This is a genomic window from Arthrobacter sp. 01T419 (assembly GCF_056398865.1).
Window position 1 is genome coordinate 54,256 of record NZ_JBFTQF010000012.1, and the last position, 23,954, is coordinate 78,209.

Consider the following 23,954-nt stretch of genomic DNA (forward strand, 5'->3'; position numbering starts at 1 on the left):
ACCACCAAAACAACCTCAGCCACCACCCAGATCAGGACCCTCATGACACACGAGCCAGCCACCGCCGTCGCCGATTTCCAGCCCTCCGAAGCGGTGCAGCGCATCCAGCGCACATCGCTGCGCGTGCAGCAGCCCCAATCCAAAGGTGACCTCGTCTCCTTGGCCATGGGCGAGCCGGACTTCGATACCCCGGCCCAGGTCCGTGCGGCAGCCGCCCGCGCCCTCGAGGACGGCTACACCCATTACTCGCCGTTGCTTGGCGAGCTGGTGCTTCGCGAGGAGCTGGCTGCCCGTATCGGCCAGCTCCTCGGCGGAGTGGCCAGCCCCGGCGACGTGCTCATCACGCAAGGCGGCACCGCCGGCCTGTCAGCGGCGATCCTTGGAGTCGTCAACCCGGGCGACAAAGTGGTCATCCCGGACCCCACCTATTCCCTGTACGCGGATCTCGTGAGCATGGCCGGGGGCATCACGGTGCCGGTGCCGCTGGCCGATGACCTGCACTGGGACCTCGAGGCGCTGGCCACCGCGCTTGAAAACGCCAGGATGTTCGTCTTCTGCAACCCCTCCAACCCGACCGGCATCGTGCACTCCCGCCGCGAACTCGAAGCCCTCGCAGACATGGTGGCCGGAACCGACACCTTGATCCTTTCCGACGAGGCTTACAGCGATCTTGTCTACACGCCCGAACCCTTCACCTCGGCCCTGGAAATCGAAGCCCTGGCCGGCCGGACCATCTACTGCCAGACCTTCTCCAAGAGCTACGCCATGACGGGTTGGCGCGTGGGCTACCTCTGGGGTCCGTCCGACGTCATCGCTTCCGCCGCGCGGGTCCACAACACCTTCAACGGTTCCATGAACCAGGCCGTGCAGTACGCCGCATTGACTGCCCTCAAGACGTGCGGGCCGGACATCGAGCGGATGCACGCTTCCTACGCCCTGCGTAGGGAACTCATGGCCAGCGGCCTCCAGGGGATTCCAGGCCTGACGGTCAGCTCGCCGGAAGGTGCGTTCTACCTTTTCCCCAAGTACGACGTCGAGCTGCCGGCCGCTGCGATGGTGGCGCACTTGCGCAACCACGGGGTAGCGGTCCGTCCCGGAAGTGAATTCGGCCGGAACGGCGAGTTCCACCTGCGCTTGTCCTACGCCGCCAGCTCGGAGGCGATCACCACCGGCGTGGAGCGGCTGGCGGCCGGACTGGCCGAGCTCCGGTGAGTTCCGACGTGGCCAGCGTAGCGCCTGCCGCTCAGGCGCTACGCTGGGATCTGACACGGAAGGGGGCGCCCATGCGCAGCGACACCCAACGCAACCGCCGCCAACTGGTGCGGGCCGCCGGGAAGCTCTTCGCCAAGGCCAAGGGCCCGGTGAGCATGACGGACATCGCTCGCGAAGCCGAGATCTCTCCGGCAACGGCCTACCGTCATTTCGCCTCGGTGGAGGACGTGCTGGCCGCGTTCCGCTTTGGTGTTGGTGAGAAGCTGCGCGATTTCAGCGTTGCCCAGACTACGTCCGGCGTGGAACTGCTGGAGAGCGTCAGCCGGCACTGGGTGGGCCTCGTCATCAAGCATGGTGGTTCCATGGTTCACACCCGCTCCGGCGAGGGATACCTGGCCCGTCTTCGCTCCGGCGCGTACTACCTGACCATCCAGGCCGAGGCCTTGGAGCGGCCACTTCGCGAGGCTTGCGAGGAACTCGGCCTCCCGCCCCTGGGGGACGAAGCCATGTTCCTGTGGAACATCCTCTTTGACCCCCGAGAAATTTTCGATCTGCTCAACACTGTGGGCTTGGACAAAGACCAGGTGTCCACGAAGCTCTGTGCCGCGCTTCGGGGCGCCATGGCTGCGTGGGCCGCTACCGAGCCAACTCCGGCAAAGTGATCATCTCCTGTCCATCTTCTGTCAAGGAAATGGTCAGATTGACCAGTGTCAATTGAGCCCGTTGCGCCAACTGCAGGGTTCCTGTTGAAATTGTGGCAACGAGGGGAAAGGCTACCGCCGGACCCCGCAGGCTACGGATCCCCGGTACACCACCCGGCCCCCGGAACGCCGTCCCGCAAGGACGCAGCCGCTGATTGACTCTTGTTCACGCATTGTCTTTCCGCACCCCGTCGGCCAAGTGCTGGCACCACCATAAGAGCCCCTGAGCCACCGAACGCGTTGCGGTAGCTGAGGGGCTCTTGTGCTGCCGGCATGGTGTTGAATCAGAGTACGCAGGCACGCCCGGCGCCGCATAGTCTTGTGCCATGACTTCCGCCGGCCGCTTCGCCCCGAGCCCCTCCGGCGAGCTCCACGTGGGCAACTTGCGCACGGCAGTGCTCGCGTGGCTCTTCGCGCGTTCCACGGGCCGCGACTTCCTGATGCGCATGGAGGACCTCGACCGTGCGCGCGCCGGTGCAGAGGAAGTCCAGCTCCGGGACTTGGAAGCTGTCGGCGTGACTTGGGATGGCGTCGTCGTTCGCCAGACGGACCGTGCCGGGCTCTACAACGCCGCCATCGAACGGCTCACCGCGGCAGGACTCACGTACGAATGCTTCTGCACGCGGCGCGAGATCCAGGAAGCTCCGTCCGCCCCGCATGCTCCGCAAGGCGCCTACCCGGGGACGTGCAGGAACCTTTCGACGGCGGAACGTGAGATCCGCCGGGCCTCTCGACCGGCTGCCATACGGCTCCGTTCCGAGACTCACGAATGGATTGTGGACGACCGCTTGCACGGGCCCTACACGGGCATGGTGGATGACTTCGTGCTCCGCCGGAACGACGGCGTTACGGCCTATAATTTGGCCGTGGTGGTGGACGACGGGCAGCAAGGCGTGGACCAAGTGGTCCGCGGCGACGACCTCTTGTCCTCCACACCCCGTCAGGCCTATCTGGCCTCGTTGCTGGGGTTGCCCGTGCCGGAATACGCCCATGTCCCCTTGGTACTGAATCGCGACGGCGCCCGGCTGGCCAAGCGCGACGGCGCCGTGACGCTCGGCGACCTTGCCGCCGTCGGGCTGTCTGCCGGGGAGGTACGGGACATGATCCTCGAATCGCTCGGGCTGCCAGGAGTGCCCCTTGGTGACGTCCTGGACAGTTTTGATCCGGCCAGGTTGCCCCGCAAGCCGTGGGTGTGGAACGGCCACCATCAATCAACTCTCCGGAAAGGAGCCTAAGTGCTCGCGTATGTGCTGACCCGCTACGGCGGTGCCGACGCAATGGAGCTGCAGAACGTCCCCAAGCCGATTGCCGGTCCGGGCGAGGTCCTCATCAGGGTGTTTGCCGCAGGCCTCAACCCCGTGGACTACAAACAACGCGAAGGTGCCGTGCGCGTGATCACCAGGCCGAGGTTGCCTTTGGTGGCCGGCAGTGAGCTGGCCGGGATCGTGGAAGCGGTGGGACCTGGCGTCACGCGCTTTTCCACGGGAGATCGGGTGTTTACCCGCGTGGACAAAGCCCTACTAGGTGCCTTTGCCGAGCACGCCGCGGTCCAGGAGGATCTTGTGGCTCTCATGCCGAGGTCCCTCAGCTACACCGAGGCCGCGAGCCTTCCCCTGGCCGGGCTCACCGCCTTGCAGGCACTGCGCGACGAACTCAAGGTCAAGCCCGGAACCAAGCTGTTCATCTCCGGAGGCGCAGGAGGGGTGGGAACCCTCGCTATCCAGCTGGCCAAATACTTTGGCGCCGAGGTGACCACGACTGCTTCTGCCCGCGGAGAAGAGTTGGTGCGGCGGCTCGGGGCGGACGCCGTCGTCGACTATACGAAGGAAAACCTCACCGAAGTCCTCAGTGGCTTCGACGCCGCCCTGGACCTGGTGGGCGGGGAGACACTGGAGCGGGCGTTCAAGATCCTCAAGCCGGGCGGCAAAGTGGTCAGCATCGCCGGGATGCCCGAACCGCAGACAGCCTTGAAAGATCTCGACGCCCCGGCCTGGATGGCCGCGCTGTTCTGGGCCGCAAGCTTCGGAATCCGGGGCCGTGCCCGGGAAGCGAAGGTCAAGTACCGCTACCTGTTCATGCACCCTAGCGGCGAGGACCTGAAATTCCTCGCACGCCTCGTGTCCGAGGGAAAGGTGGAACCGGTAGTGGACAGTACGTATCCACTCGAAAAGATCGCCGACGCTTTCGCCGCACTGGAGCAGGGACGCGCGAAGGGCAAGATCGTGGTGACCATGGACACCCGCGGCTGGGCCAACGCTGCTGGGTTCCCTGGCCGAGCGTAGCGAGGTTAGGGCGCGGCGGGGACTAGGCTGTCCGGGTGGATGCACAGACGATTGCCCCTGGATTCGAACAAGTCGCCGAACTCTTTGGCCGATACCTCAACGAGGACCCGGAGTATTCAGCCCAACTCGCGGCCTACCACCGCGGCGTCAAAGTGCTGGACATCAGCGGTGGGCCGCACCGCCGCCCGGATTCCGTGACTGGAGTCTTCTCTTGCTCCAAGGGCGTGTCCGGGCTGGTCATCGCATTGTTGGTCCAGGACGGCCGACTGGATCTCGACGCAGAAGTGGTCAAGTACTGGCCGGAATTCGGTGCCGAAGGAAAAGCCACGATTACCGTGGCACAGCTTCTCTCCCACCAGGCAGGACTGTTGGGCGTTGAGGGCGGTCTTACTTTGGCGGAATACGCGAACTCCGAACTGGCCGCCGCCAAACTCGCGCAGATACGGCCACTCTGGAAGCCCGGGACCGCTTTTGGCTACCACGCCCTGACCATCGGCGTTTTCATGGAGGAGCTGTGCCGCCGGATCACCGGCTCCACCCTCCAGGAAATCTACGAACAGCGGATCCGCTCGATCACGGGAGCCCACTTCTTCCTGGGGCTTCCTGACTCCGAGGAGCCCCGCTACTCCACCCTCCGTTGGACGGCGGACCCCTCCCAGTCCTGGACCGACCCCGCCAGCCATTTCGGCCTTTCGGCCAACTCAGTGGTGGGTGACATCCTGGACCTGCCCAATATCCGCGAGGTCCGGGCGGCTGGCATGAGCTCTGCCGCCGGCGTTGCCAGCGCCGAAGGCATGGCCCGCGTCTACGCTGCGGCGCTCACCGGACTTGCCCCCGACGGCGGCCGTCCCGCCGTCGCGCCCCTCCTCAGCGAGGAGACCATCCAGACTGTCACGGCCGAACAGGTCTTCGGCATCGACCGGGTGTTCGGCGAGACCAGCTGTTTCGGGACGGTGTTCATGAAATCGCATGCACGCTCGCCGTATGGCAGCTACCGGGCGTTCGGGCACGACGGCGCCAGCGCATCTTTGGGGTTCGCGGACCCCGTGTATGAGCTCGCTTTCGGGTACGTGCCGCAGCAGGCCGAGCCGGGCGGAGCCGGATGCCGCAACCTTGAGCTGAGTGCCGCTGTGCGGAAGGCAATCAACGAGCTGGCTCAGTAGGATAAAGCATGACCGAACCGAGATTCACCGTTGAAACAGCCATGGTCCTTGCCGAGGTGGCGCACAACCGCCAGAAGGACAAGCTCAAGCGGCCCCACCGTGAGCACGTGCTGGCGGTAGGGGATGCGCTGGCCGATTTCGATGACGACGTCCGGATCGCAGGCTACCTGCACGACATCGCCAAGGACACCCCCATCACCAAGCAGGCGTTGCTTGACATGGGTGTTTCGGAGCGCGCCGTGGCTATTATCGAACGGGTAACGCGGCGCTTCCAGGATGACCCGGACAGCGATGAGGCTGTCATTCTGCATATCGCGCAGGACCATGACGCCACGCTGGTCAAGATCGCCTGTAACGCCCACAACTCCGTGCCCGAGCGGGTGCGGGCGCTCGCCGAGAAATGGCCTGACAAGGCGCCCACCACGCGCTACGCAGACGCCCGGGAAGTGCTCTACAAAGCTGTGCCACGGGGAGAAATCCACCTGGTCCTGCAACGCATCAACCCGGATCTGCTGTCCGAGATGGACCGGTTGGCGGACTAGCATATGGCCTGCGCAACCCTCACGTAATTCGTCTAGTCCTCATAGACTCGTGGGATGGAACGTATTGAACCGGTGTTTGGCGGATTCGCGGAAGTTGAAGCGGCCGAGCCCGCCGTCGTGGCGGCCCACCTCTTTATCCGCTCGTTCAGCGCGGTGACGAATAAGTCAGAGACCAGGCTGAAGCGATACCCGATCCTGAAGCATCTATCGCAGTTGGGTGGGTTCGAGGCGGAGTTGCGGTTCTTCCGTGGCAGTGACGTCAAGACACTCGCGGCAGAAAGGCTCACCTTGGAGTGTGTACTCCTTTGGGAAAATGCGGCACTTGCGGCGCGATGGAACGAAGACCTTTGGCTGCTGAGGGCCGGCCAGGATGCGCTTTCCAGCGGTGATCCGTTCGAAACCACCCTTGGCGCCCTCCGCCATGACCCCCGGCAACCCTTGGGATGAGATTGCCGGGGACTACGAGCCGGAATCACTGCATTTCTTCGTGGCCGACGAGCTGAAGGATCAGCCAGCTTGAAAGAGCCGCACGGCGAGGCGGACTAGTCCCCGCTCATCAACCTTCGGCGATGCTTGAGTTCCTTGACCCAGTCCCTGGTCTGCGCCGCCCCGAAAGGTGAGGCTCCGGCGTCGAGGTCTGCGATGAGCGGGCCCGACGCCTTGAGGGCGATCTGCAGGACCCCCTCCGCCGCGCGCTCGGTCAGCCCGAGTTTCCCGGCCCAGGCAAGGAAGTGCTTCCGGGAGATGCCGCTCTTCTTCCCGCCGATGCCCAGCGCGAGCGTCTTGTCCCCATAGACAACTGTGGACGGGATGTCGTAGACGGGGGCGATGGTGTACTCGACCTGCGGCGATTGCACCATGGACACATTTTTGGCGTGGAGGTCGCCGTTGCCGCTGAGCCAGGCGAAGGCCAGCTGGATGGCCAGATTCCGCACGGCCGGCAGGGGCGCAGAACAGTGTGACGCCAAAGCCGTGCACACCTCGCCGAAAGGCACGCTGTACTTGTCCGCCGGATACAGTCCCAGCACTTGGGCCCCGTCCTCGACGGCGAGACGAACCGCGGTGCCGTCGGCTCCGGTGAGCCGATCGAAACGCTCCACGAGCAGCCCGGCCCGCCCACCGACGTCGTGCACTAACTGGACGGCACTCAAAGGGATCCGCAGCCTGCGTGCATAACGGAACATGAGGAACTCGTTTTCCACGACGAACGGGAACTCGGGTGCATTGAGTTTGAGGATGAAGCGCTTGCCGGCTTGCGCCACGGGGAGAGAGATCATCCCGGCCGACAACTTGTCCTGCACACCCGCCAATGCCACAGGATCGATGAGGCCAGAATCGCCGAGCAGGGCATCGAAGTCGAGCGGCAGCTTCGAATCGAGTACGACGGCGGAGCCTCCCTCCGTGGGCGGCTCACCGTGGGGGACGGTCTGGACATCGCCCACGGCGTCCCCTCCGGCGCCCATCAGGAGCGCGAGCTCGTCGTCGGCGCTGGCCTTGACCGCCCTGCGGAGGGAGTTCAGCCGGCGGCCCTCCGGCAGGAGGCCGGTGAAGTAGGGCGGAACGGCGCCGCTCGGCGTGAACACCGCTTCTTGCGTCAGCGGCAGGGTGGTGGCCACGGCGGGACCGCCTGATTCGAGGTACCGCGGCAAGTAGCTGAACTTGGTGCCGCCTTCTTGCCGCTCGATCCGGGCAGCCAGGACTCCTTGCTTGTAGACGTCGGCGATGCGGTGGAATGTCATGACTGGCTGTCTGCAGTCCGGCTGCTCGCGGCCTTCACCGTGAGTTCAAAGCCTAGAGTGCCAAGCACGGCCAGGAGCGGTTCCAGCTGGACCGTCGTCTTTCCTTGCTCCACGAAACGGACGAATCGCTCCGAGACGCCGGCGAGGTCTGCGAGGTCGGACTGGCTCAGGCTCAGGGAGGCGCGGCGCGCACGGACCTTGGCGCCGAGGGACTCGGTGAATTCCTGAGGGGACATGTCCACCCTTCCTGAGTGTTCCGTGCACGTTCCTGCGTGCACGTTCATGGGGTCGCGTTCCGGCACGTTCGTGCCGGTTTCTCCATTTTCCGCCCTGCTGGGGCGCGAATCAAGGGTTGCTGGGTGGGAATCGGTACGTTCGTGCCGGTCAAGTGTGGCCAAACCCGTGAATCGGCTACCCTACCGGCCTAGCCTTGAGTCTCTCCAGCGCTGCTTCTCGGCGTGCGGCCCCGCGCTTTTCGTCGATCACGATCGAGATTGCCAACGCCGCCACAATCACCATCATGCACACAGGAACGGAGACACCCAGGGCAGCCAAACCCACACTTGCGGAGAGTAAGACGACCACAAGGCCTGTGACGCCGATGAGGGTGGGGTCGAAACCCAGTAAGTAACCGTACAGCGAACTCAGGGCCACCTTGAACAGGGCCACAGGGACGGCGATCGTGGCCACTACCGCAGCGGCGCTGATGTGGGCTTCGTGGTCGATGAAGAAGGCAGCCACATGAAGGCCGGCGCCGGTGGCGGCGATGGACCCGAAGATGAACATATGGCCGTAACCGAAGGCGAATGCCCGGTGTCGCTGGTAATGCAGGGCGTGGCCGGACGGGAGGATGAAGTAGATCCACCACATTGCAAAGGCCAGTCCTGTTCCGCCGAGGCCCACAAGGGCGGCATCAACGGACCAACCATGCATGGCCACGATCGCGCGAAGGGTTTCGATTGCGCCAATGAGGCACTCACCCAAGGCGATGATGGCCAGGAGTCCGTAGCGTTCCGCGATGTGGTGCGCGTGCCACGGCGTCTTGGCTTTGCGCTCGGCGATGTACGGGGTGGCCATTTCCAGCAGGAAGAGCGGGGCAGCCATGAGGAAATTCGTGAGGATGTCTGCCTGGACAATCAGCACCGCCACCCAGCCGATCTGCGCCACCACCAGGAACTTCGCGTAGGTGAGGCAAGCACGTCGGCGCTCCGGATCCTGCCTTGCCGCGCGCAGCCACTGGAACACCAGCGCCAACCGCATGATGATGTAGCCCAGCACCATGGTGGAGTTGTCCACACGGTGGCCTTCTGCGAGCGAGTGGAACATCGGTTCGATACCCATGGCAAGGATGAGTACACCCACCATCTGCACCATGGTGACAACCCGGAAAACCCAGTCGTCAGTGTCGTAGGCGCTGGCAAACCACGAGAAATTGATCCAGGCCCACATGACGGCGAACATCGCGAAGGTGAAGCCCATCAACCCGGAACCGAAACGGGCCTCTGCCAGCTCGTGCGCGAATTGGCTACCAGCAACCCCAAAGGCGATGACGAACGTCAGATCAAAGAAGAGCTCCAGAGGTGTGGCCGTGCGATGGAGCTCGTGGGGATCGCGCCCGCCCATGCGCGACAGTGCATGGCGCAGTGGATTCATGGACATGGTTCAGGGTACCGCCGGGAGGCCCCCGGAGTCCCGGTCCCGGGCGAGCATCCCGGGGTTCCTCTTGGCCCACAACAGCAGCCCGATGTACGTCAAGTCGAAGACGCTGCAGAGGGCGCCGATGCCCAGGATGAACGGTGAACTCTCCAACACACCGAAAGTGATGGTGGGCGCGAGGGTCCCGATCCACTTGGCCACGGCGATCACCATGGATTGGCCTCGCAGGCTCCGGCGGGCTGAGAACATGGCGATGAACAGGCCGGACATCAGGAGATTCTGTAGGAATGCGGCGTACCGCGATGCGGGATCCCAATCGAACTCGGCGATGAACAGCCACTGCACGGCGAAGGATGCCAGGCCCAGCAGAACCGCCCATCCGATGAACAGCGGCCGTGTGACAAACCCGGGAAGTTCCCGCCTGCCGAACGCAAGAAAGGTGTACACAATCACGACGTCGGCCAACGCCCAGGCAATGTTGATGACCCCCTGCACGGAGATTCTCGTGCTGAGCGCATGGACCGCGTAGATGGACTCCCACGCGATGTTCAAGCCGAGGGCTGCTGCCGGAATGGCGTAGCTCTTGTGGCGAAATCCGACCAGGATCGCGCAAATGTAGACCGTTGTCCAAGCGACCCCGCTCAGGATTGTCAGAAACAACACCATGGACCCTCCTCGTCCTCAGGCTCCCCCGCCCATTTCGCCGGAAGCCCTCCCGTTCGCCGGAATCTTCCGGCGAGTCCGCGCGCTTCCGGCGAATTGGCGGGCGGGCGGCCGAAACGGGACTTGCTACACGCGACCCAACACGTCGATGTCCTCGAGGAAGTCCTGGTGGACCTCGTCGCTGACCGTGGTACGGGTATCGGCGATCGCGTCGAGGTAGTCCTGCGTGACCGGTCCCTTGCGCCCGTTCGACGCCGGTGCGCGTCCCCCGGCGGACGCGCCGACAGCGTCCGCTGTGTAAACCGCTTTTTCCAAAGCGCGCTGGGAGGCACTGCGCGCCGCATATTCGATGTCCGCGGGGGAGAAGCCCTCGGTCCGTGACACCAGCAATCCCACGTCCACCGAGTCCACCACCGTGGCCGGGATGAATCGCTGCCACATGGCCTCGCGGGCGTGGACGTCGGGCAGGCCGATGGGGATCACGTAGTCGAAGCGGCCGTGGCGCAAGAAAGCGGTGTCCAAGGCGCGGATGAAGTTGGTGGCGCACACCAGCAGGCGGCCAGGCTGTTCACGGAAAGCCGGGATGATCTTGAGGAGCTCGTTGGTGACGCCCTGCAACGGCGACGGCGGCTCGCCGGACCGCTGGGACGCGATCTCTTCGACCTCGTCGATGAACACCACGGCGTGCTCCAGTTCGGCGATTTCCAGGAACGTCTCGCGCAGCGCGCCTGCCAGGCCCTTCGGATCGGCGGCCAGGCGTGAGGGGAAGACTTCCACGAAGGGCCACTCAAGGCGCGAGGCAATTGCCTTGGCGAACGTCGTCTTGCCGGTACCGGGAGGACCGAACAGTACGACGGCGCGCGGCGGCACCACGCCGTATTCGTCCGCAAGGTCGGCCTCGGCCAGCGGCAGGACCAGGCGGCGTTCCAGCAGCTCCTTTTCGCGCCGCATGCCGGCGACGTTTTCCCACAGGTCGCGGGCGAGGATCCGGCCGCCCAGCAGGCTCAGCGGCTCAAGCTCCTGGCGCTGCACCGGAATGGTCCGCTCGAAATAGCGCAGGTTCTTCTTCACCACGAAACCGCGGCCGAGGAACGCTTCCACGCGGGTTTCGCTTTCCGGCATGAGTGCCGAGAGCTTGTTGAGGCCATGCGGAGCCATTCGATTCTCGACGGCGGCCAGTAGCGAAGTGCCGATCCCGCGTCCGCGGAACTCGGGCAGCGTGGCTAGGAAGACGATCCATCCCTGGTCATGGGCCGCGCGTCCGACGGCGGCGCCCACCACCTGGTCGCCCTGCACCGCCACGACGGCGTGGTCCTTCTGGCACGACGCCAGCACCTCGGAGAGCGCGTAGACGGGATCCACGTTGTCCGCTTTGAGCGACTCCCAAAGGTGCAGGATGCCGTCCATATCCGACGAGTGGAAGTCCCTGATGCGCCAATTGCTCATGCCTGCTCCTTGGTGGATCGCCATCGATTGCCTGGTGTTGAGCATAGGCGAACCGGCGGCGGAGCGGGGTTGCGCGGGCGTTGCGTTACGTCGCCAATTCTCTGGTGGCCCGGCTGGCGATGAGTCCTGCTACGTGTTCCGCGTCCCGGCCGACACCGCCTACGAGGCCCGAGGTCAGTCCATATTGGAAGGGCATGCCCACAAAGAACAGCCCTGGCAGCTGTTCCACGGCGCCGCGAGAGGTGGCGGGCCAGCCGTGTTCGTCCTCGGGAAGGCCGCGGATCCAGCCAAAGTCAGGTTGGTATCCGCTTGCCCACATCACGGTGGCCACAGGTAGCGTCCTGCCATCCTGTAGCAGGGGTTGGCCGTCCCGGGCGCCAGCGAGCCGGGGGAGACGTGTCACTCCTGCGACCTCGAGTTCCTTGACGGAGGTCCGGATCAGTGGTGCGCCATGCTGGGTGAAGTCGGTTGCGACCTTGCGGCCCATCGGTGTGGATCGGGTCAGTGCGTGGTGGATCATGAACCACCACAGCCCGCCGGCGTAGCGCAGTACCGGGCCCGGGACGTGGAATGGCGGAGTGCCGGCGATATACGTGCGGTGGGAGGACGCGAGTTCCACGGCGATTTCGACCCCGGAAGTCCCGGAACCGACCACAAGGACAGCTCCGGGTGGGATGGCCTCCGGGTTGGAATACTCCGCTCCGTGAAGTTGGTGGATCGCGGGATCCAGTTCCCCCGCTCCTGCCGGAATCTTCGGCCGCGCATTGGCGCCGGTTGCGACAACCACGTTCTTGGCCAGGAACGATCCGGTGCTTGATTGGAGTTTGAACTTGCCGTCCTCGCGCTCGACGCCGGTGACCTGGACACCATGACTTACCGGGAGCTCCCAGTTCTTGGCGTAATCCTCAAGGTAGTCGGCCATGGCGTCTTTGGCTGGAAAACTGCCCCGAGCTGCGGGAAATGGTTGGCCAGGCAGTGAGTCGTGCTGCGCCGGCGTGAAGAGCCGCAAGGAATCCCAACGGTTCCGCCACACATCGCCAATGCGGGCCTGTGAATCCAAGATCAGGAAGTCCTGGCCGCGTTTCTTCAGATGGAATCCCGTGGCGAGACCTGCCTGCCCGGCGCCGATAACCATCGTGTCCACTGGCTCAATGCTGTCCATCGCGAAGCCTCCCGAGGTGCGAATCCTGGCGTCATTAGAATAACATTCCAGTCATTAGAATGCTATTCTTTTTCAGTGGAGATTCGGCGCAATGACAGGCGAGTGGCCCAAGCCGTCGCAACCAAGGCTGCCGTGGTGGAGGCCGCGAGGCAGTTGTTTCTGAGCAAAGGGTACGTGGCCACCACTATCGGGGCGATTGCGGAGCAAGCTGGCGTAGCAATCCAGACCATCTACAACTCAGTGGGCAACAAGGCGGCGCTGCTGTCGGCCGTGGTGGACGCAACCGCCGCAGGCCCGGACACCCCGCGGTCAGCCACGGAGATCATGCGCGCAAGGACCATCGCAGCCGCCGACGCCGGGGCGGTCTTTGCGTTGTTGGCCGACTGGTTCGCCGAGGTGCATCCGCGGAGCAGCGAATTGTTCAGCGTCATGAGGCAGGCATCCGCCGTAGACGCCGAGGCCGCCAAGGTGCTCAGGGACCGGGCAGAGCGTCGGCTGCGGAACTATGCCGAAGCCGCGGCTGCGCTGCGGCAACGCGGAGCACTGACCTCGGGCATGAGCGACGAGCAGGCTGCCGCCGTGATCTGGTCGCTCGGGCACCCGGACACTTTCAAATCGCTCGTGCTGGATTTCGGCTGGGAACCGGAGCAGTACAGGGATTGGGTTCACGTGGCACTGAAATCGGCGCTCGCCTAGGGACCCTTCTTGACAGCCCTACCCCACCGGTCGCAACCGCAATCCCTGCATGCCGCCGTCGATCGCCAAGGACGTGCCCGACGTCGAGCCGGACAGCGGGCTCGCGAGGTAGGCGACGGCGCCGGCCACCTCAGCTGGGTCCACCATCCGACCGTGTGGCTGGCGGGCATTAAGCGCAGCGCGCTCAGCTGCGGGGTCTGCGGCGGAATCCAGGAGACGGTTCACCCACGGGGTGTCCACTGTGCCCGGGTTGACGCAATTGACGCGGATTCCTTCGCGGACATGGTCTGCCGCCATGGCGAGCGTCAGCGACAAGACAGCGCCCTTCGACGCGGAATACAGTGCCCGTTGCGGCAGCCCGGCGGTCGCGGCGATGGAGCACGTGTTGACGATCGCCGCCGCAGGAGACTCGCGCAAATACGGCAAGGCCGCACGGCTGACGCGGGCGATGCCCACCACGTTGATGTCGAGCACGCGTAGCCATTCGTCGTCGTCGTTCGCAGAAATATCGCCTTGGGCGCCGATCCCCGCGTTGTTGACCACAACGTCAAGGCGGCCGAACTTCCGGACGACCGCGTCGACGGCGGCACGCACCGAGGCGTCGTCGGCCACGTTGCATTCGACGCCGAAATGCGGTGTTCCGGACGGGTTGAGGTCCAGCACGGCAAGCTGGGCGCCGCCGGCTGCGAGGCGGTCCGCGATGGCTGCGCCGATGCCCGAGGCACCACCGGTGACCAAGGCCACGAGCCCCTCGAACTCGGTGCTCACCGCGTGGCCTTGTCCGTGCCTACCGATGCGAGCGACGCTGTACGCGCCCGGTAGAACTCTTGTCGCTGGCGGCCGAGCCCTTCTACCTCAAGCTCCACCACGTCGCCGGGCTGGATGTACGGGAAGCGGCCGGAGAGCGCCACGCCTTCCGGCGTGCCCGTGAGAATGACGTCGCCGGGCTCCAGGACCATGTACTGGCTGAGGTGGTGGACCACCGTGCGGACGTCGAAGATCATGTCCGATGTGTCCGACGATTGGCGGATCTCACCGTTGACCCACGTCCGCAAGCCGAGGTGACCGGCGTCGAGCTGGTCCGCCGGAACAAGCCACGGGCCCAGGGGAGTGGACTGCGGAAGGGACTTGCCCTTGGTCCACTGGCCCGCTGCGCCGGGCAGCTGGTAGTCGCGCTCGGAGAGATCGTTGGCGACCACGTAGCCCGCGATGCACTCCGCGGCCTCGTCCGTGCCGGAAAGGTATGACGCTTCGCGCCCGATGACGATTCCGAGTTCCACTTCCCAGTCGTACTTTTCCGACGACGGCGGGATGGGCGCGGCGTCGAATGGGCCACTGACCGTGTTGCTCGGCTTGAGGAACACCACGGGCGATTCCGGTGGCGTGGCCCCGGACTCGGCTGCGTGCGCGGTGTAGTTGAGGCCGATGCAGATGACGTTGCCAGGGCGGGCGATGGGTGAACCGATCCGGAGTCCCTCGGCCGAAATCTCGGGCAGATTCCCGGCCATGAGGGCTTCTCCGGTGCGTATGATGCCGTCCGTGGCGAGGAACTCTCCGTTGATGTCCTTCGTCAGCGGGTCAAGGCTGAAGCATTTTTCGGTGCCGTTGGCGTCTTGGGCGATGACAACCGGCTTTTCATTTCCGGCAGTGCCCAGCCGGGCGAATTTCATGTTCATGTCTTCCTCCGTGCTCTGGCTTTAACATCCGAGCTCTAGTCTGCTGTTGCTCTCCATAATACGGAAATGTGACCCATTGACAATGCAGACATCGGATGTTTACGCTCTTCCCAGTAAACGACCTGCTGCCAAGCAAGGAGCACAATGAGCGTCATCATCGCGATGGACACTTTCGATATCCGTTTTCCCACCTCCCAGGAGTTGGACGGATCGGATGCCATGAATCCGGACCCGGACTATTCGGCGGCATATTTGGTGATCAAGACCGACGCCGGTGACGGCCACGAGGGCCACGGTTTCGTTTTCACCATCGGGCGTGGCAACGAGGTTGAGACCGTGGCGATCGAAGCACTCCGCCACCACGTCCTGGGCCGCAACGTCGAGGAGCTGCTCGGCGACATGGGTGGCACGTGGAAGCTCCTCGCCCACGATTCCCAACTCCGCTGGCTCGGCCCTGAAAAGGGCGTCATGCACATGGCGATCGGCGCGGTCGTCAACGCACTCTGGGACCTCAAGGCGAAGCGGGCAGGGCTCCCTCTCTGGGAACTTCTAGCCGGAATGAGCCCCGAGGAGATCGTGGCGCTCGTGGACTTCCGGTACCTCAGCGATGCCCTCACTCCCGAGGACGCGATCGGAATATTGCGTGCGGCGGAACCGGGGCGCGCCGTCCGCAGGGCAGCGCTTCTTGCGGAAGGCTACCCCGCATACACCACGACGCCGGGCTGGCTGGGTTACAGCGACGACAAACTTGTGCGTCTGGCAAAGGAAGCTGTTGCGGACGGCTTCGGACAGATCAAGCTCAAGGTGGGGGCCTCCTTGGAGGACGACATCAGACGCGTCCGCACGGCGCGCGATGCCGTAGGCCCGGACATCAAGATCGCGGTGGACGCTAACCAGCGCTGGGACGTGCAGGAAGCCATTGACTGGATGGCACACTTGGCGCCCTATGACATCGCGTGGATCGAGGAACCAACGAGCCCCGACGACGTCCTGGGTCATGCCGCCATTGCCCGGGGCGTTGCCCCGATTCCCGTGGCCACGGGTGAGCATGTCCAGAACCGCGTGATGTTCAAGCAGATGCTGCAGGCCGGATCCCTGCAGGTTTTGCAACTGGACGCTGCGAGGGTGGCGGGCGTGAACGAGAACATCGCCATCCTCCTTCTCGCGGCGAAGTTCGGCGTCCGCGTCTGCCCGCATGCTGGCGGGGTCGGTCTCTGCGAGGCCGTTCAGCACTTGTCGATGTTCGATTTCGTGGCCGTTTCCGGCGACAAGGATGGTCGGATGATTGAATTCGTGGACCACCTGCACAAGCACTTCGTCACCCCGGTGGATGTGCACGATGGCTGCTACTGGCCGCCCTCCGCACCGGGGGCCGGCAACGAAATGGTCGGCGGAACGCTGGCCGATTTCAGCTTTCCCGATGGCCCCGTGTGGGCCTCGGGGTCCACTCCTTTGACTCCCCAGCAATAACCCTCATCGAAGTTCCCTCTTGAAAGCACAGTTCCCTACTGAAAGCACGTGGTGAAAGATATGCGCAAAGAAGCGTTGGTGGCAGGTGCCTTGGCACTGGGCCTCATTGGCCTCACTGGCTGCGGGGGCAGCTCATCCGGCAGTACTTCAGACGGCAAGACCGCCATGACTTGGGCCATGTGGGTCGGCGGCACGGAAGACCAGAAGAACTGGGAGAAAGTTGCCGAGAACGTCAGCAACACCCTGGGCGACGTGAAGATCACGCTGCAGGGCTCCACCTTCCAGGACTACTTCACCAAAATGAGTACCCAGCTCAGCTCGAACACGGCCCCGTGCCTGGTGGCCGTCCAGAGCCTGCGGACGGCCCAGCTCAAGGACGGCATGCTCCCGCTGGATGACCTCGTCAAAAAGAACAACCTGGACTTGAGCGCCTTCGATCCGTCCATGATCAAAGGACTCAGCGCCGACAACAACCTGTACGCCCTGCCGTACGACGTCGGCCCGGTGATGATGTTCTACAACAAGGACATGTTCGACGCCGCCGGCGTGCCGGTACCGAAGGCAGGCTGGACGGCCGATGAGTTCGTTGCGGCCGCGAAGAAGCTGTCCGTCAACGGCAAGCATGCCATCGCACCCAACACAGCTGACCTCTTCATTGAGTCGCAAGTCCTTGCCTACAACGGGGGACGCGTCCTGAAGGAAGACGGCACCATGGACGCAAGCGATCCGAGCTTTGCCAAGGGGCTCCAATGGGTCTCGGACCTGACCAACACAGAGAAGGTCTCCCAACAGCTGCCCGGTGGCGACCCCGCGTTCAGCGCCAATGAATTCATGGCGGGCAATACGGCCATGAATATTGACGGCCCGTGGTCCCTGTTGGACGTCAAAGCCAAAGCCAAGTTCAAAGTGGGCGTCACCACCCTTCCCGCCGGCCCCGGAGGCGGGAAGACCTTCAGTGCCGGTTCCGGCTGGGGCATCTCCAAGCAGTGCGCCACTCCGGACAAGGCCTTTGCCGCCCTCAAGGAAATGACTGGCGACAAGGTCCTGGGGGACCTTGCAGCAGCAGGGCGCGCGTTGGCCGCACGAACCGCCCAGCAGACAAAGTGGATTGACAACGCCGGAATTCCGGGAGTCGCAGAGACCCTCAAGAGTGCGGAAGCCGCTGCCGTGCCGATGCCAAGCAACACCAACAGCGACCAACTGGGCCAGCTTTTCAACCAGTACCTCGTCAAATCCATCAATGGACAGCAGAGCGCAACCGATGTCATGAAGGACATCGCGGCCCAGCTGCCCCGATGATCAGTGTTGTACCTGCCCGGCGGTTCATGACCAGCCGCCGGGCAGATACTCACTCTTCGCAAAGGAATGAGAAATGACACTACTCAAGCCCGCCAAGCCGCCGCTTCCTGAGGCAACCGTGACAACCGGCAGCGTCAACGCAAAGGCTGAGCCCGATGCCCAGCTAGGCCGGAGGACAATGTGGGGACCGGCCTTTGCCCTGCCGCATGGACTCGGCCTGGCATTCTTCACCCTGCTACCGATCGTTGTTTCCCTCGTCATCAGCCTCTTCAACTGGCCGCTCCTGGGAACGCCGAGTTTCCTCGGCCTGGGTAATTACCAGCGACTGTTCAGCGACCCCATCTTCGGCCAGGTCGTCGGGAACACTGTCCTGTTTGTGGTTCTCTATGTGCCGCTGAACCTGGTTGTCTCCCTGGGCCTTGCCGCATGGTTGACTCCGCGCATCAAGGGGCGCCATATCTTCCGGGTCATCTTCTTCATTCCTTCGATCACACCGGTGGTGGCAAATGTCGTCGTCTGGCGGATGCTTTATCAGCCTGGTGGTTTCATCGACGGCACCCTGCAAAGCACCACGGGAGTTTCAGCGCCAAACTTCCTCGGAGACGAACACTGGGCAATGATGGCCATCGTCGTCATGAGCGTATGGCAGGGGTTCGGCTACAACATGCTGGTTTTCTCGGCCGCCTTGGACGCCGTCCCTGAGAACCTCACCGAGGCGGCGGCAATCGATGGCGCCAATGCCTGGACCATCTTTTGGCGGATCAAGCTCAAGCTCATTTCACCGTCGATCTTCTTTGGGACGATGATGACCCTCATTACCTCTTTCCAGGTTTTCGCCCAGCCGTTCATCCTCACCAAGGGAGGACCCGGCTCTGCCACCTCGACGATCGTCCTGTACATCTACAACCAGGGCTTCCAGTTCCACCAGCTCGGCCTGGCGTCCGCAGCCGCGTGGATCCTCTTTGTCATCATCCTGGGCGTGACGGCAGTCCAGTTCCTCGGACAGAAGAAGTGGGTCCACTACGATGCTTGAGACAACCAGCCGGGTACGACCCTTCACAGCCGTTGCCCCGGGAAGACGATGGACTGCAAGGATCCGGCCTGCCATTGGATACGCGATCCTGTGCCTCATTGCACTTCTCTTCCTCTCCCCGCTGATCTACATGTTCGCGACGTCCTTGAAGCCGCCCGCGGAGATCTTCACTGTCCCACCGAAGCTGTTCGGCTCGGAATTCCGCTGGCAGAACTACCAGGAGGCGCTGAACTACATGCCGTTCCTGCGCTTCATGGGCAATGGTCTGTTGGTCTCGGCCGCTGGAACGGCCCTCACTCTGGTGGTTTCGGCGTTCTCCGGTTACGCCTTTTCCCGGCAGCGCTGGCGGGGACGGAACGTGGTGTTCATGGTGTTCCTCGCAACCCTGATGATTCCCCAAGAGGTCCTGATTGTCCCGATGTTCGTCATGATGCAGAAAGTGGGCTGGGTGAACACTTTCCAGGCACTCATTGTGCCCTGGGCCTTCACAGCATTTGGCGCATTCCTGCTCCGGCAGTTCTTCCTTGGCGTACCCCAGGAACTCGACGATGCGGCCAGGGTGGACGGCGCGGGAACCCTCAGGACCTTCCTGTTGGTCATGCTTCCGCTGGCCAGGCCCACCATGGCCGTGCTGGCAGTCTTCAGTTTCATCAGCTACTGGAACTCGTTCCTGTGGCCGCTGGTAGTGATCAATGACGTCAACAACCTCGGCACCATTCCGCTCGGGCTGCAGATGTTCTTCGGCCAACAGGGCAATCAGTGGCACCTGGTCATGGCCGCCTCGGTGATTTCGATGGCTCCCACCCTTCTGCTGCTGATCCTGCTGCAGAAACACCTCGTCAAAGGCATCGTCACGAGCGGCTTGGGCGGACGCTAGACGCTAGCTCTAGCCCGCTAGCCAACAACCCAAAGACTCAACAACGGCAGAACAACTTTTGAAGGAGCAACTACCAATGATCGCCCAAGCACCTTGGTTTACGGAGTCCCGGTTCGGCATGTTTGTCCACTGGGGCTTATATGCCCTGCCAGCGCGGCATGAGTGGGTCATGAACCGGGAACGTATTCCTGCTGAGGAATATGAGAAGTACTTCCAGCGCTTCAACCCGGATCTCTACGATCCGCGGGAATGGGCCCGTGCGGCGAAGGACGCCGGCATGAACTACGTGGTGCTGACCACCAAGCACCACGAGGGCTTTTGCCTGTGGGACTCCGCACTGACCGACTACAAGTCCACCAAAACGCCGTCCGGCCAGGACCTGGTGGCCCAGTATGTCGAGGCGTTGCGGGAATTTGGCCTGAAGGTAGGGTTCTATCACTCCCTCATTGACTGGCACCACCCCGATTTCACCATTGACGGATTCCACCCCGAACGCGACAACCCCGAGGCCGCAAAGCTCAACGAAGGCCGCGACATGGCCCGCTACCGCGAATACTTGCACGGCCAAGTACGCGAACTGCTGAGCAACTACGGCCAGATCGACTACCTCTTCTTCGACTTCTCCTACACCAGTGAAGACCACAAGGACATCTGGGGCGGCAAGGGCCGTGAGGCGTGGGGTTCCGTGGAACTCTTGAAGATGGTCCGGGAACTGCAGCCGGGCATCATCGTCAACGACCGCCTGGACATTCCCGGCGACTTCGCCACGCCGGAGCAGTACCAGCCTTCCGGGCCGATGGTGGTGGACGGCGTCGAGGTGCCTTGGGAGGCATGCCAGACGCTGAACGGCAGTTGGGGCTATGACCGGGACAACCTGGACTACAAGTCCGTGGACTTGCTCGTCCGGATGCTCGTCGACGGGGTGTCCAAGGACGGCAACCTGCTCCTCAACGTAGGCCCCACAGGCCGCGGGAATTTCGATCCGAGGGCGGTGGAGTCCCTCCGCGGTATCGGCGAGTGGATGAAACTGCACTCCCGGGCCATCTACGGTGCTGGACCCGCGGCCTGGACCCCGCCCGCGGATGCCCGGTACACGCGCCGTGGCGACCGGCTCTACGTGCACTTGTTTGCGTGGCCGTTCGAATACGTCCACCTCCCCGAACTCGCCGGCAAGGTCGAATATGCCCAGCTGCTCAACGACGCCTCCGAAGTCGCGATGCTGGAGATCGCACCCGACCGGGAAGCAATCAACACCACCCCTGGGGGACAGCCGGCAGGTACGCTGACACTGAAACTGCCCGTCCAGCGACCGGACGTGGCGGTGCCCGTCGTCGAACTCTTCCTGAAGCCCGGGGTGTAGCATGCCGGAAACCATTGCCCTGCACACCCGGCTCAAGCCGGGTGCAGAGCAGGACTATGCGAATGCCCATGCGGGGATCCCCGCCGAGCTCGTCGCCGCCCTGAAAGAGGCCGGCGTGGGCAATTGGCGGATCTGGCGCAGCGGCCAGGACCTCTTCCACTTGGTTGAAGTGGAGGACTATCAGGCTATGCGCCGGGCGCTCGCGGACCACCCGGCAAACGTCCCGTGGCAAGCCCGCATGGCGGAGCTACTGGAAGTCCAGGATGACTATTCGGGCAATGACTCGGGCATCCCGTTGGTGTGGGAGCTGGCATGAGCGGGACGCAGTGGACTGGCCGGCTGGGCAAGCTCGGCTTCGGAGCGGCCGGCATCGGCAACCTCTACCGTGCCATGCCGGACGCCCAAGCTGACGCCACTGTCAACGCGGCCTGGGATACTGGGGTCCGCTATTTCGACACCGCCCCGCACTACGGCTTGGGGCTGTCCGAGCGCAGGCTCGGCGCCGTACTGAGGGGGAAGCCTCGCAGTGAGTTCACTGTGTCCACCAAGGTGGGCCGGCTGCTGGTGCCGAACACCGCGGGAGCAGACGCGAAGGACGACGAAGGCTTCGACGTCCCGGCTACGATCAAGCGCCAGTGGGACTTCTCCGAGGCAGGTATCCGCCGGAGCATCGAGGAATCGCTCGAACGCCTCGGTCTGGACCATGTGGACGTCGCCTACCTGCACGATCCAGACTTCCACGACCTCGCCAAGGGAATCGGCGAAGCGCTGCCCGCCCTGGAAAAGCTGCGTGCGGAAGGCGTGGTGAGGGCCATCGGCGTCGGTACGAACTCGGCAGGGGCCGCCCTCGAATGCGTCGAGGCCGCAGACCTGGACCTCGTGATGCTCGCCGGTCGGTACACGCTGCTCGAGGAGCCCAGCGTTCCGCTCCTGGACCGCTGTGTTGAGCGTGGCACCGGCGTCGTGAACGTGGGCGTGTTCAACTCCGGCCTGCTGGCGCGGCCCGAGGTCCCCGAGGACGCGCACTACAACTATGCGCGTGCCCCGCGCGCGCTCGTGGAGCGCGCACGGGCGCTCGCCGGCGTGTGCCGGGACTTCGGGGTGGAGCTCCCGACGGCGGCACTCCAGTTCAGCCTGCGACATCACGCCGTGGTGAACGTGACGGTGGGGGCCAGCGCTCCGGAGCAGATCGCCGCCAACGCCGCGCGGATGAATGAGGACGTGCCGGAGGAGCTGTGGGCGGCTTTGGCGGGTGTGACCGTGTGATTGATTCCCACCTGCACTTGTGGGAGCTTGGGCCGGGTCCGGAGAGCGACGCCGGACCCGGCCCCGCGAGTGGCCCGCGTCCCTACGCGTGGCTTGGCCCGCAACACGGCGCCCTTTTCCGCACCCACGACGAGAGCGAGGCATGGGACACCCTGGATGCCGCAGGCGTCGTTGGAGCGGTTCTCGTCCAAGCTGACGACACTGTTGCGGATACCGAGTCCATGCTCGCCGTCGCGGACCGCAACTCCTGGGTACTCGGCGTCGTCGGCTGGATTTCCCTCGAAAAGCCCGCCGAAGCGGAGCAGGAGTTGCAACGGTTCCTTCGGAATCCCGCTTTCCGGGGCATCCGGCACTTGGTCCACGACGATCCGCGGGACGACTTCCTGGAATTGCCCGCAGTCCGCGATTCGCTGCGCATGGTCGCCGGCAACGGATTGGCCTTCGACATCCCTGATGCCTTTCCGGGGCACCTCGGGCGGACGGTCCAGCTGGCCCGGGATCTGCCTGAGCTGACTGTTGTGCTGGACCATCTCGGGAAGCCTCCATTGGCCGATGCTGCAGCCATGGACTTGTGGCGTGCGGACTTCCGGGCCTTGGCCGAGCTCCCCAACACGGTGGCGAAGGTGTCCGGCCTACACTTGCCCCGGATTCCCTATGTGGCCGAGGCCTTGCGTCCGCTGTGGGATGAAGCCCTGGACGCTTTCGGCCCGGGACGGCTCATGATCGGTGGCGATTGGCCCGTCAGCACCCTAGGTGCGCCGTACGGACGCACAATGGAGGTGCTTCTCGAACTCGCCGCCGGCCTCACGAAGGGGGAGCGGCAGGAGTTCCTTGAGGGAACGGCGGTACGGACGTACGGGCCTCAGAAGCGAAGTTAGAGCGCCTGACGCAGCCAGCTCTCGACGCCGCTGATGTGGACGGTGACGAGTGCCCGGACCAGCTCGGCGTCGCCGCGTTCCAAGGCGTCCGCGATGGCCTTGTGCTCGGCGAGGGTGTGCGCCACGGCCTTTTCCTGGGTCAGGCCGCGCCAAATGCGGGCTCGGACGGTACTGCTGGAGAGGGCCTCAAGAAGACCCGCGAGGTAGTCGTTTCCGGCCGCCTCGGTGATGATGCCGTGGAATTCGAGGTCGTGGGCCACGAGTTCTTCCACGTCGGTGTTCTCGTCGATTCCGTCCATGGTGCCGCGCAGGGCCGTGAGGGCCGTGGGAGTGATCTTGCCCGTGGCGATGAAGGCGGTGGCGGGCTCCAGGATTCGTCGGACCTCAAAGAGCTCCAGGATGGAACGGTCCTGATGAAGATCAACGACGAACGCCACGGCCTCATTGAGCAACTTGGCGTCAAGGCTGGTGACATAAGTGCCGTCCCCACGCCGCACGTCCAAGACCCGGATGAGTTCGAGGGCCTTGACGGCTTCGCGCAGTGAACTTCGGGAGAGGCCGAGCCGCTCGCTCAGTTCCTTCTCCGGCGGGAGGCGGTCCCCGGCCTTGAGCTCGCCGCGGATCAGCATGTCCTTGATCTTGCCGATCGCTTCATCTGTGACAGCCATGGCTACATCCTAACGGCCAATGATCCGATGTCTGGCACCCAACTGACTCGCATTTGTTGTCGTTATGAGGCCCCAAAACGACAACAAATGCGAGTCAGTTGGGGGCCGCAACGCACGACGGCGGCACCCGGGTTCCGCGCGAACGGAACCGCGGGTGCCGCCGTC

General features: G+C 64.0%; 25 protein-coding genes. 16 read left to right on the top strand and 9 right to left on the bottom strand.

Going from position 1 to position 23,954, the window contains the following annotated elements; all coding sequences use genetic code 11:
* Positions 1-42: 42 nt before the first annotated feature.
* From AC1DLO_RS16570 to AC1DLO_RS16600, 7 genes are all read left to right on the top strand, one after another.
* Positions 43-1,212, top strand: a complete 1,170-nt coding sequence (locus AC1DLO_RS16570; RefSeq protein WP_476890720.1) for a pyridoxal phosphate-dependent aminotransferase — start codon at positions 43-45, stop codon at positions 1,210-1,212.
* Between the two features lie 71 nt (positions 1,213-1,283).
* Positions 1,284-1,874: a TetR/AcrR family transcriptional regulator gene (locus tag AC1DLO_RS16575; protein ID WP_184741507.1), complete on the top strand. Its 591-nt coding sequence runs from the start codon at positions 1,284-1,286 to the stop codon at positions 1,872-1,874.
* A gap of 365 nt (positions 1,875-2,239) precedes the next feature.
* The gene (gene gluQRS / locus AC1DLO_RS16580) at positions 2,240-3,148 is read left to right on the top strand and encodes a tRNA glutamyl-Q(34) synthetase GluQRS (RefSeq protein WP_476890721.1); all 909 of its coding nucleotides are present in this window, start codon (positions 2,240-2,242) and stop codon (positions 3,146-3,148) included.
* The gene (locus AC1DLO_RS16585) at positions 3,149-4,195 is read left to right on the top strand and encodes an NADP-dependent oxidoreductase (protein WP_476890722.1); all 1,047 of its coding nucleotides are present in this window, start codon (positions 3,149-3,151) and stop codon (positions 4,193-4,195) included. It begins immediately after the preceding gene.
* 35 nt (positions 4,196-4,230) lie between these two features.
* On the top strand, positions 4,231-5,358 hold the full coding sequence (locus tag AC1DLO_RS16590; RefSeq protein WP_476914530.1) for a serine hydrolase domain-containing protein: 1,128 nt from the start codon (positions 4,231-4,233) through the stop codon (positions 5,356-5,358).
* Positions 5,359-5,366: 8 nt separating this feature from the next.
* A complete protein-coding gene (locus AC1DLO_RS16595; protein ID WP_476890724.1) occupies positions 5,367-5,900 on the top strand; it encodes an HD domain-containing protein in 534 nt (177 codons plus the stop codon).
* A 54-nt stretch (positions 5,901-5,954) separates the two neighbouring features.
* Entirely contained in the window at positions 5,955-6,347 is a 393-nt protein-coding gene (locus tag AC1DLO_RS16600) for a hypothetical protein (protein WP_476890725.1), read from the top strand.
* A gap of 95 nt (positions 6,348-6,442) precedes the next feature.
* Here AC1DLO_RS16600 and AC1DLO_RS16605 read toward each other — a convergent pair whose 3' ends face one another.
* The 6 genes from AC1DLO_RS16605 to AC1DLO_RS16630 all read right to left on the bottom strand — a co-directional run bounded on the left by AC1DLO_RS16605 (position 6,443) and on the right by AC1DLO_RS16630 (position 12,566).
* On the bottom strand, positions 6,443-7,639 hold the full coding sequence (locus AC1DLO_RS16605; RefSeq protein ID WP_476890726.1) for a type II toxin-antitoxin system HipA family toxin: 1,197 nt from the start codon (positions 7,637-7,639) through the stop codon (positions 6,443-6,445).
* Entirely contained in the window at positions 7,636-7,875 is a 240-nt protein-coding gene (locus tag AC1DLO_RS16610) for a helix-turn-helix transcriptional regulator (RefSeq protein WP_476890727.1), read from the bottom strand. The genes AC1DLO_RS16605 and AC1DLO_RS16610 overlap by 4 nt, the downstream gene beginning before the upstream one ends.
* 175 nt (positions 7,876-8,050) lie before the next feature.
* A complete protein-coding gene (locus AC1DLO_RS16615) occupies positions 8,051-9,298 on the bottom strand; it encodes a low temperature requirement protein A (RefSeq protein WP_476890728.1) in 1,248 nt (415 codons plus the stop codon).
* A 3-nt stretch (positions 9,299-9,301) separates the two neighbouring features.
* The gene (locus tag AC1DLO_RS16620; protein ID WP_476890729.1) at positions 9,302-9,961 is read right to left on the bottom strand and encodes a transmembrane-type terpene cyclase; all 660 of its coding nucleotides are present in this window, start codon (positions 9,959-9,961) and stop codon (positions 9,302-9,304) included.
* Positions 9,962-10,084: 123 nt separating this feature from the next.
* Positions 10,085-11,404: an ATP-binding protein gene (locus AC1DLO_RS16625; RefSeq protein ID WP_476890730.1), complete on the bottom strand. Its 1,320-nt coding sequence runs from the start codon at positions 11,402-11,404 to the stop codon at positions 10,085-10,087.
* A gap of 85 nt (positions 11,405-11,489) precedes the next feature.
* Entirely contained in the window at positions 11,490-12,566 is a 1,077-nt protein-coding gene (locus tag AC1DLO_RS16630) for a flavin-containing monooxygenase (protein ID WP_476890731.1), read from the bottom strand.
* A gap of 75 nt (positions 12,567-12,641) precedes the next feature.
* Between AC1DLO_RS16630 and AC1DLO_RS16635 the strand changes: the two genes are divergently transcribed.
* Positions 12,642-13,262: a TetR/AcrR family transcriptional regulator gene (locus AC1DLO_RS16635; protein WP_476890732.1), complete on the top strand. Its 621-nt coding sequence runs from the start codon at positions 12,642-12,644 to the stop codon at positions 13,260-13,262.
* A gap of 18 nt (positions 13,263-13,280) precedes the next feature.
* On the opposite strand, the gene AC1DLO_RS16640 is transcribed toward AC1DLO_RS16635, so the two are convergent.
* Together AC1DLO_RS16640 and AC1DLO_RS16645 are read right to left on the bottom strand one after the other, a co-directional pair.
* Complete coding sequence (locus AC1DLO_RS16640; RefSeq protein WP_184741537.1) at positions 13,281-14,030, bottom strand: SDR family oxidoreductase; 750 nt, start codon at positions 14,028-14,030, stop codon at positions 13,281-13,283.
* Positions 14,027-14,938: a fumarylacetoacetate hydrolase family protein gene (locus AC1DLO_RS16645; RefSeq protein ID WP_476890733.1), complete on the bottom strand. Its 912-nt coding sequence runs from the start codon at positions 14,936-14,938 to the stop codon at positions 14,027-14,029. The genes AC1DLO_RS16640 and AC1DLO_RS16645 overlap by 4 nt, the downstream gene beginning before the upstream one ends.
* 144 nt (positions 14,939-15,082) lie before the next feature.
* Here AC1DLO_RS16645 and AC1DLO_RS16650 point away from each other — a divergent pair, with 144 nt between their 5' ends.
* From AC1DLO_RS16650 to AC1DLO_RS16685, 8 genes are all read left to right on the top strand, one after another.
* Positions 15,083-16,408 carry an L-fuconate dehydratase gene (locus AC1DLO_RS16650; RefSeq protein WP_476890734.1) on the top strand — a complete coding sequence of 442 codons (1,326 nt, stop codon included), beginning with the start codon at positions 15,083-15,085 and terminating at the stop codon, positions 16,406-16,408.
* Between the two features lie 48 nt (positions 16,409-16,456).
* On the top strand, positions 16,457-17,707 hold the full coding sequence (locus AC1DLO_RS16655; RefSeq protein ID WP_476890735.1) for an ABC transporter substrate-binding protein: 1,251 nt from the start codon (positions 16,457-16,459) through the stop codon (positions 17,705-17,707).
* A 73-nt stretch (positions 17,708-17,780) separates the two neighbouring features.
* Positions 17,781-18,740, top strand: coding sequence for a carbohydrate ABC transporter permease (locus tag AC1DLO_RS16660; RefSeq protein WP_476890736.1), 960 nt, complete (start codon positions 17,781-17,783; stop codon positions 18,738-18,740).
* Positions 18,733-19,617: a carbohydrate ABC transporter permease gene (locus AC1DLO_RS16665; RefSeq protein WP_476890737.1), complete on the top strand. Its 885-nt coding sequence runs from the start codon at positions 18,733-18,735 to the stop codon at positions 19,615-19,617. Before AC1DLO_RS16660 ends, AC1DLO_RS16665 begins: the two co-directional genes overlap by 8 nt.
* A gap of 76 nt (positions 19,618-19,693) precedes the next feature.
* Positions 19,694-20,977, top strand: a complete 1,284-nt coding sequence (locus tag AC1DLO_RS16670; protein WP_476890738.1) for an alpha-L-fucosidase — start codon at positions 19,694-19,696, stop codon at positions 20,975-20,977.
* 1 nt (position 20,978) lies between these two features.
* Positions 20,979-21,293, top strand: a complete 315-nt coding sequence (locus tag AC1DLO_RS16675) for an L-rhamnose mutarotase (protein WP_476890739.1) — start codon at positions 20,979-20,981, stop codon at positions 21,291-21,293.
* Entirely contained in the window at positions 21,290-22,243 is a 954-nt protein-coding gene (locus tag AC1DLO_RS16680; protein WP_476890740.1) for an aldo/keto reductase, read from the top strand. Before AC1DLO_RS16675 ends, AC1DLO_RS16680 begins: the two co-directional genes overlap by 4 nt.
* Positions 22,240-23,121, top strand: coding sequence for an amidohydrolase family protein (locus tag AC1DLO_RS16685; protein ID WP_476890741.1), 882 nt, complete (start codon positions 22,240-22,242; stop codon positions 23,119-23,121). Before AC1DLO_RS16680 ends, AC1DLO_RS16685 begins: the two co-directional genes overlap by 4 nt.
* Here AC1DLO_RS16685 and AC1DLO_RS16690 read toward each other — a convergent pair.
* A complete protein-coding gene (locus AC1DLO_RS16690; protein ID WP_476890742.1) occupies positions 23,118-23,789 on the bottom strand; it encodes a FadR/GntR family transcriptional regulator in 672 nt (223 codons plus the stop codon). The two genes, AC1DLO_RS16685 and AC1DLO_RS16690, sit on opposite strands and share 4 nt — an antisense overlap.
* Positions 23,790-23,954: the final 165 nt, after the last annotated feature.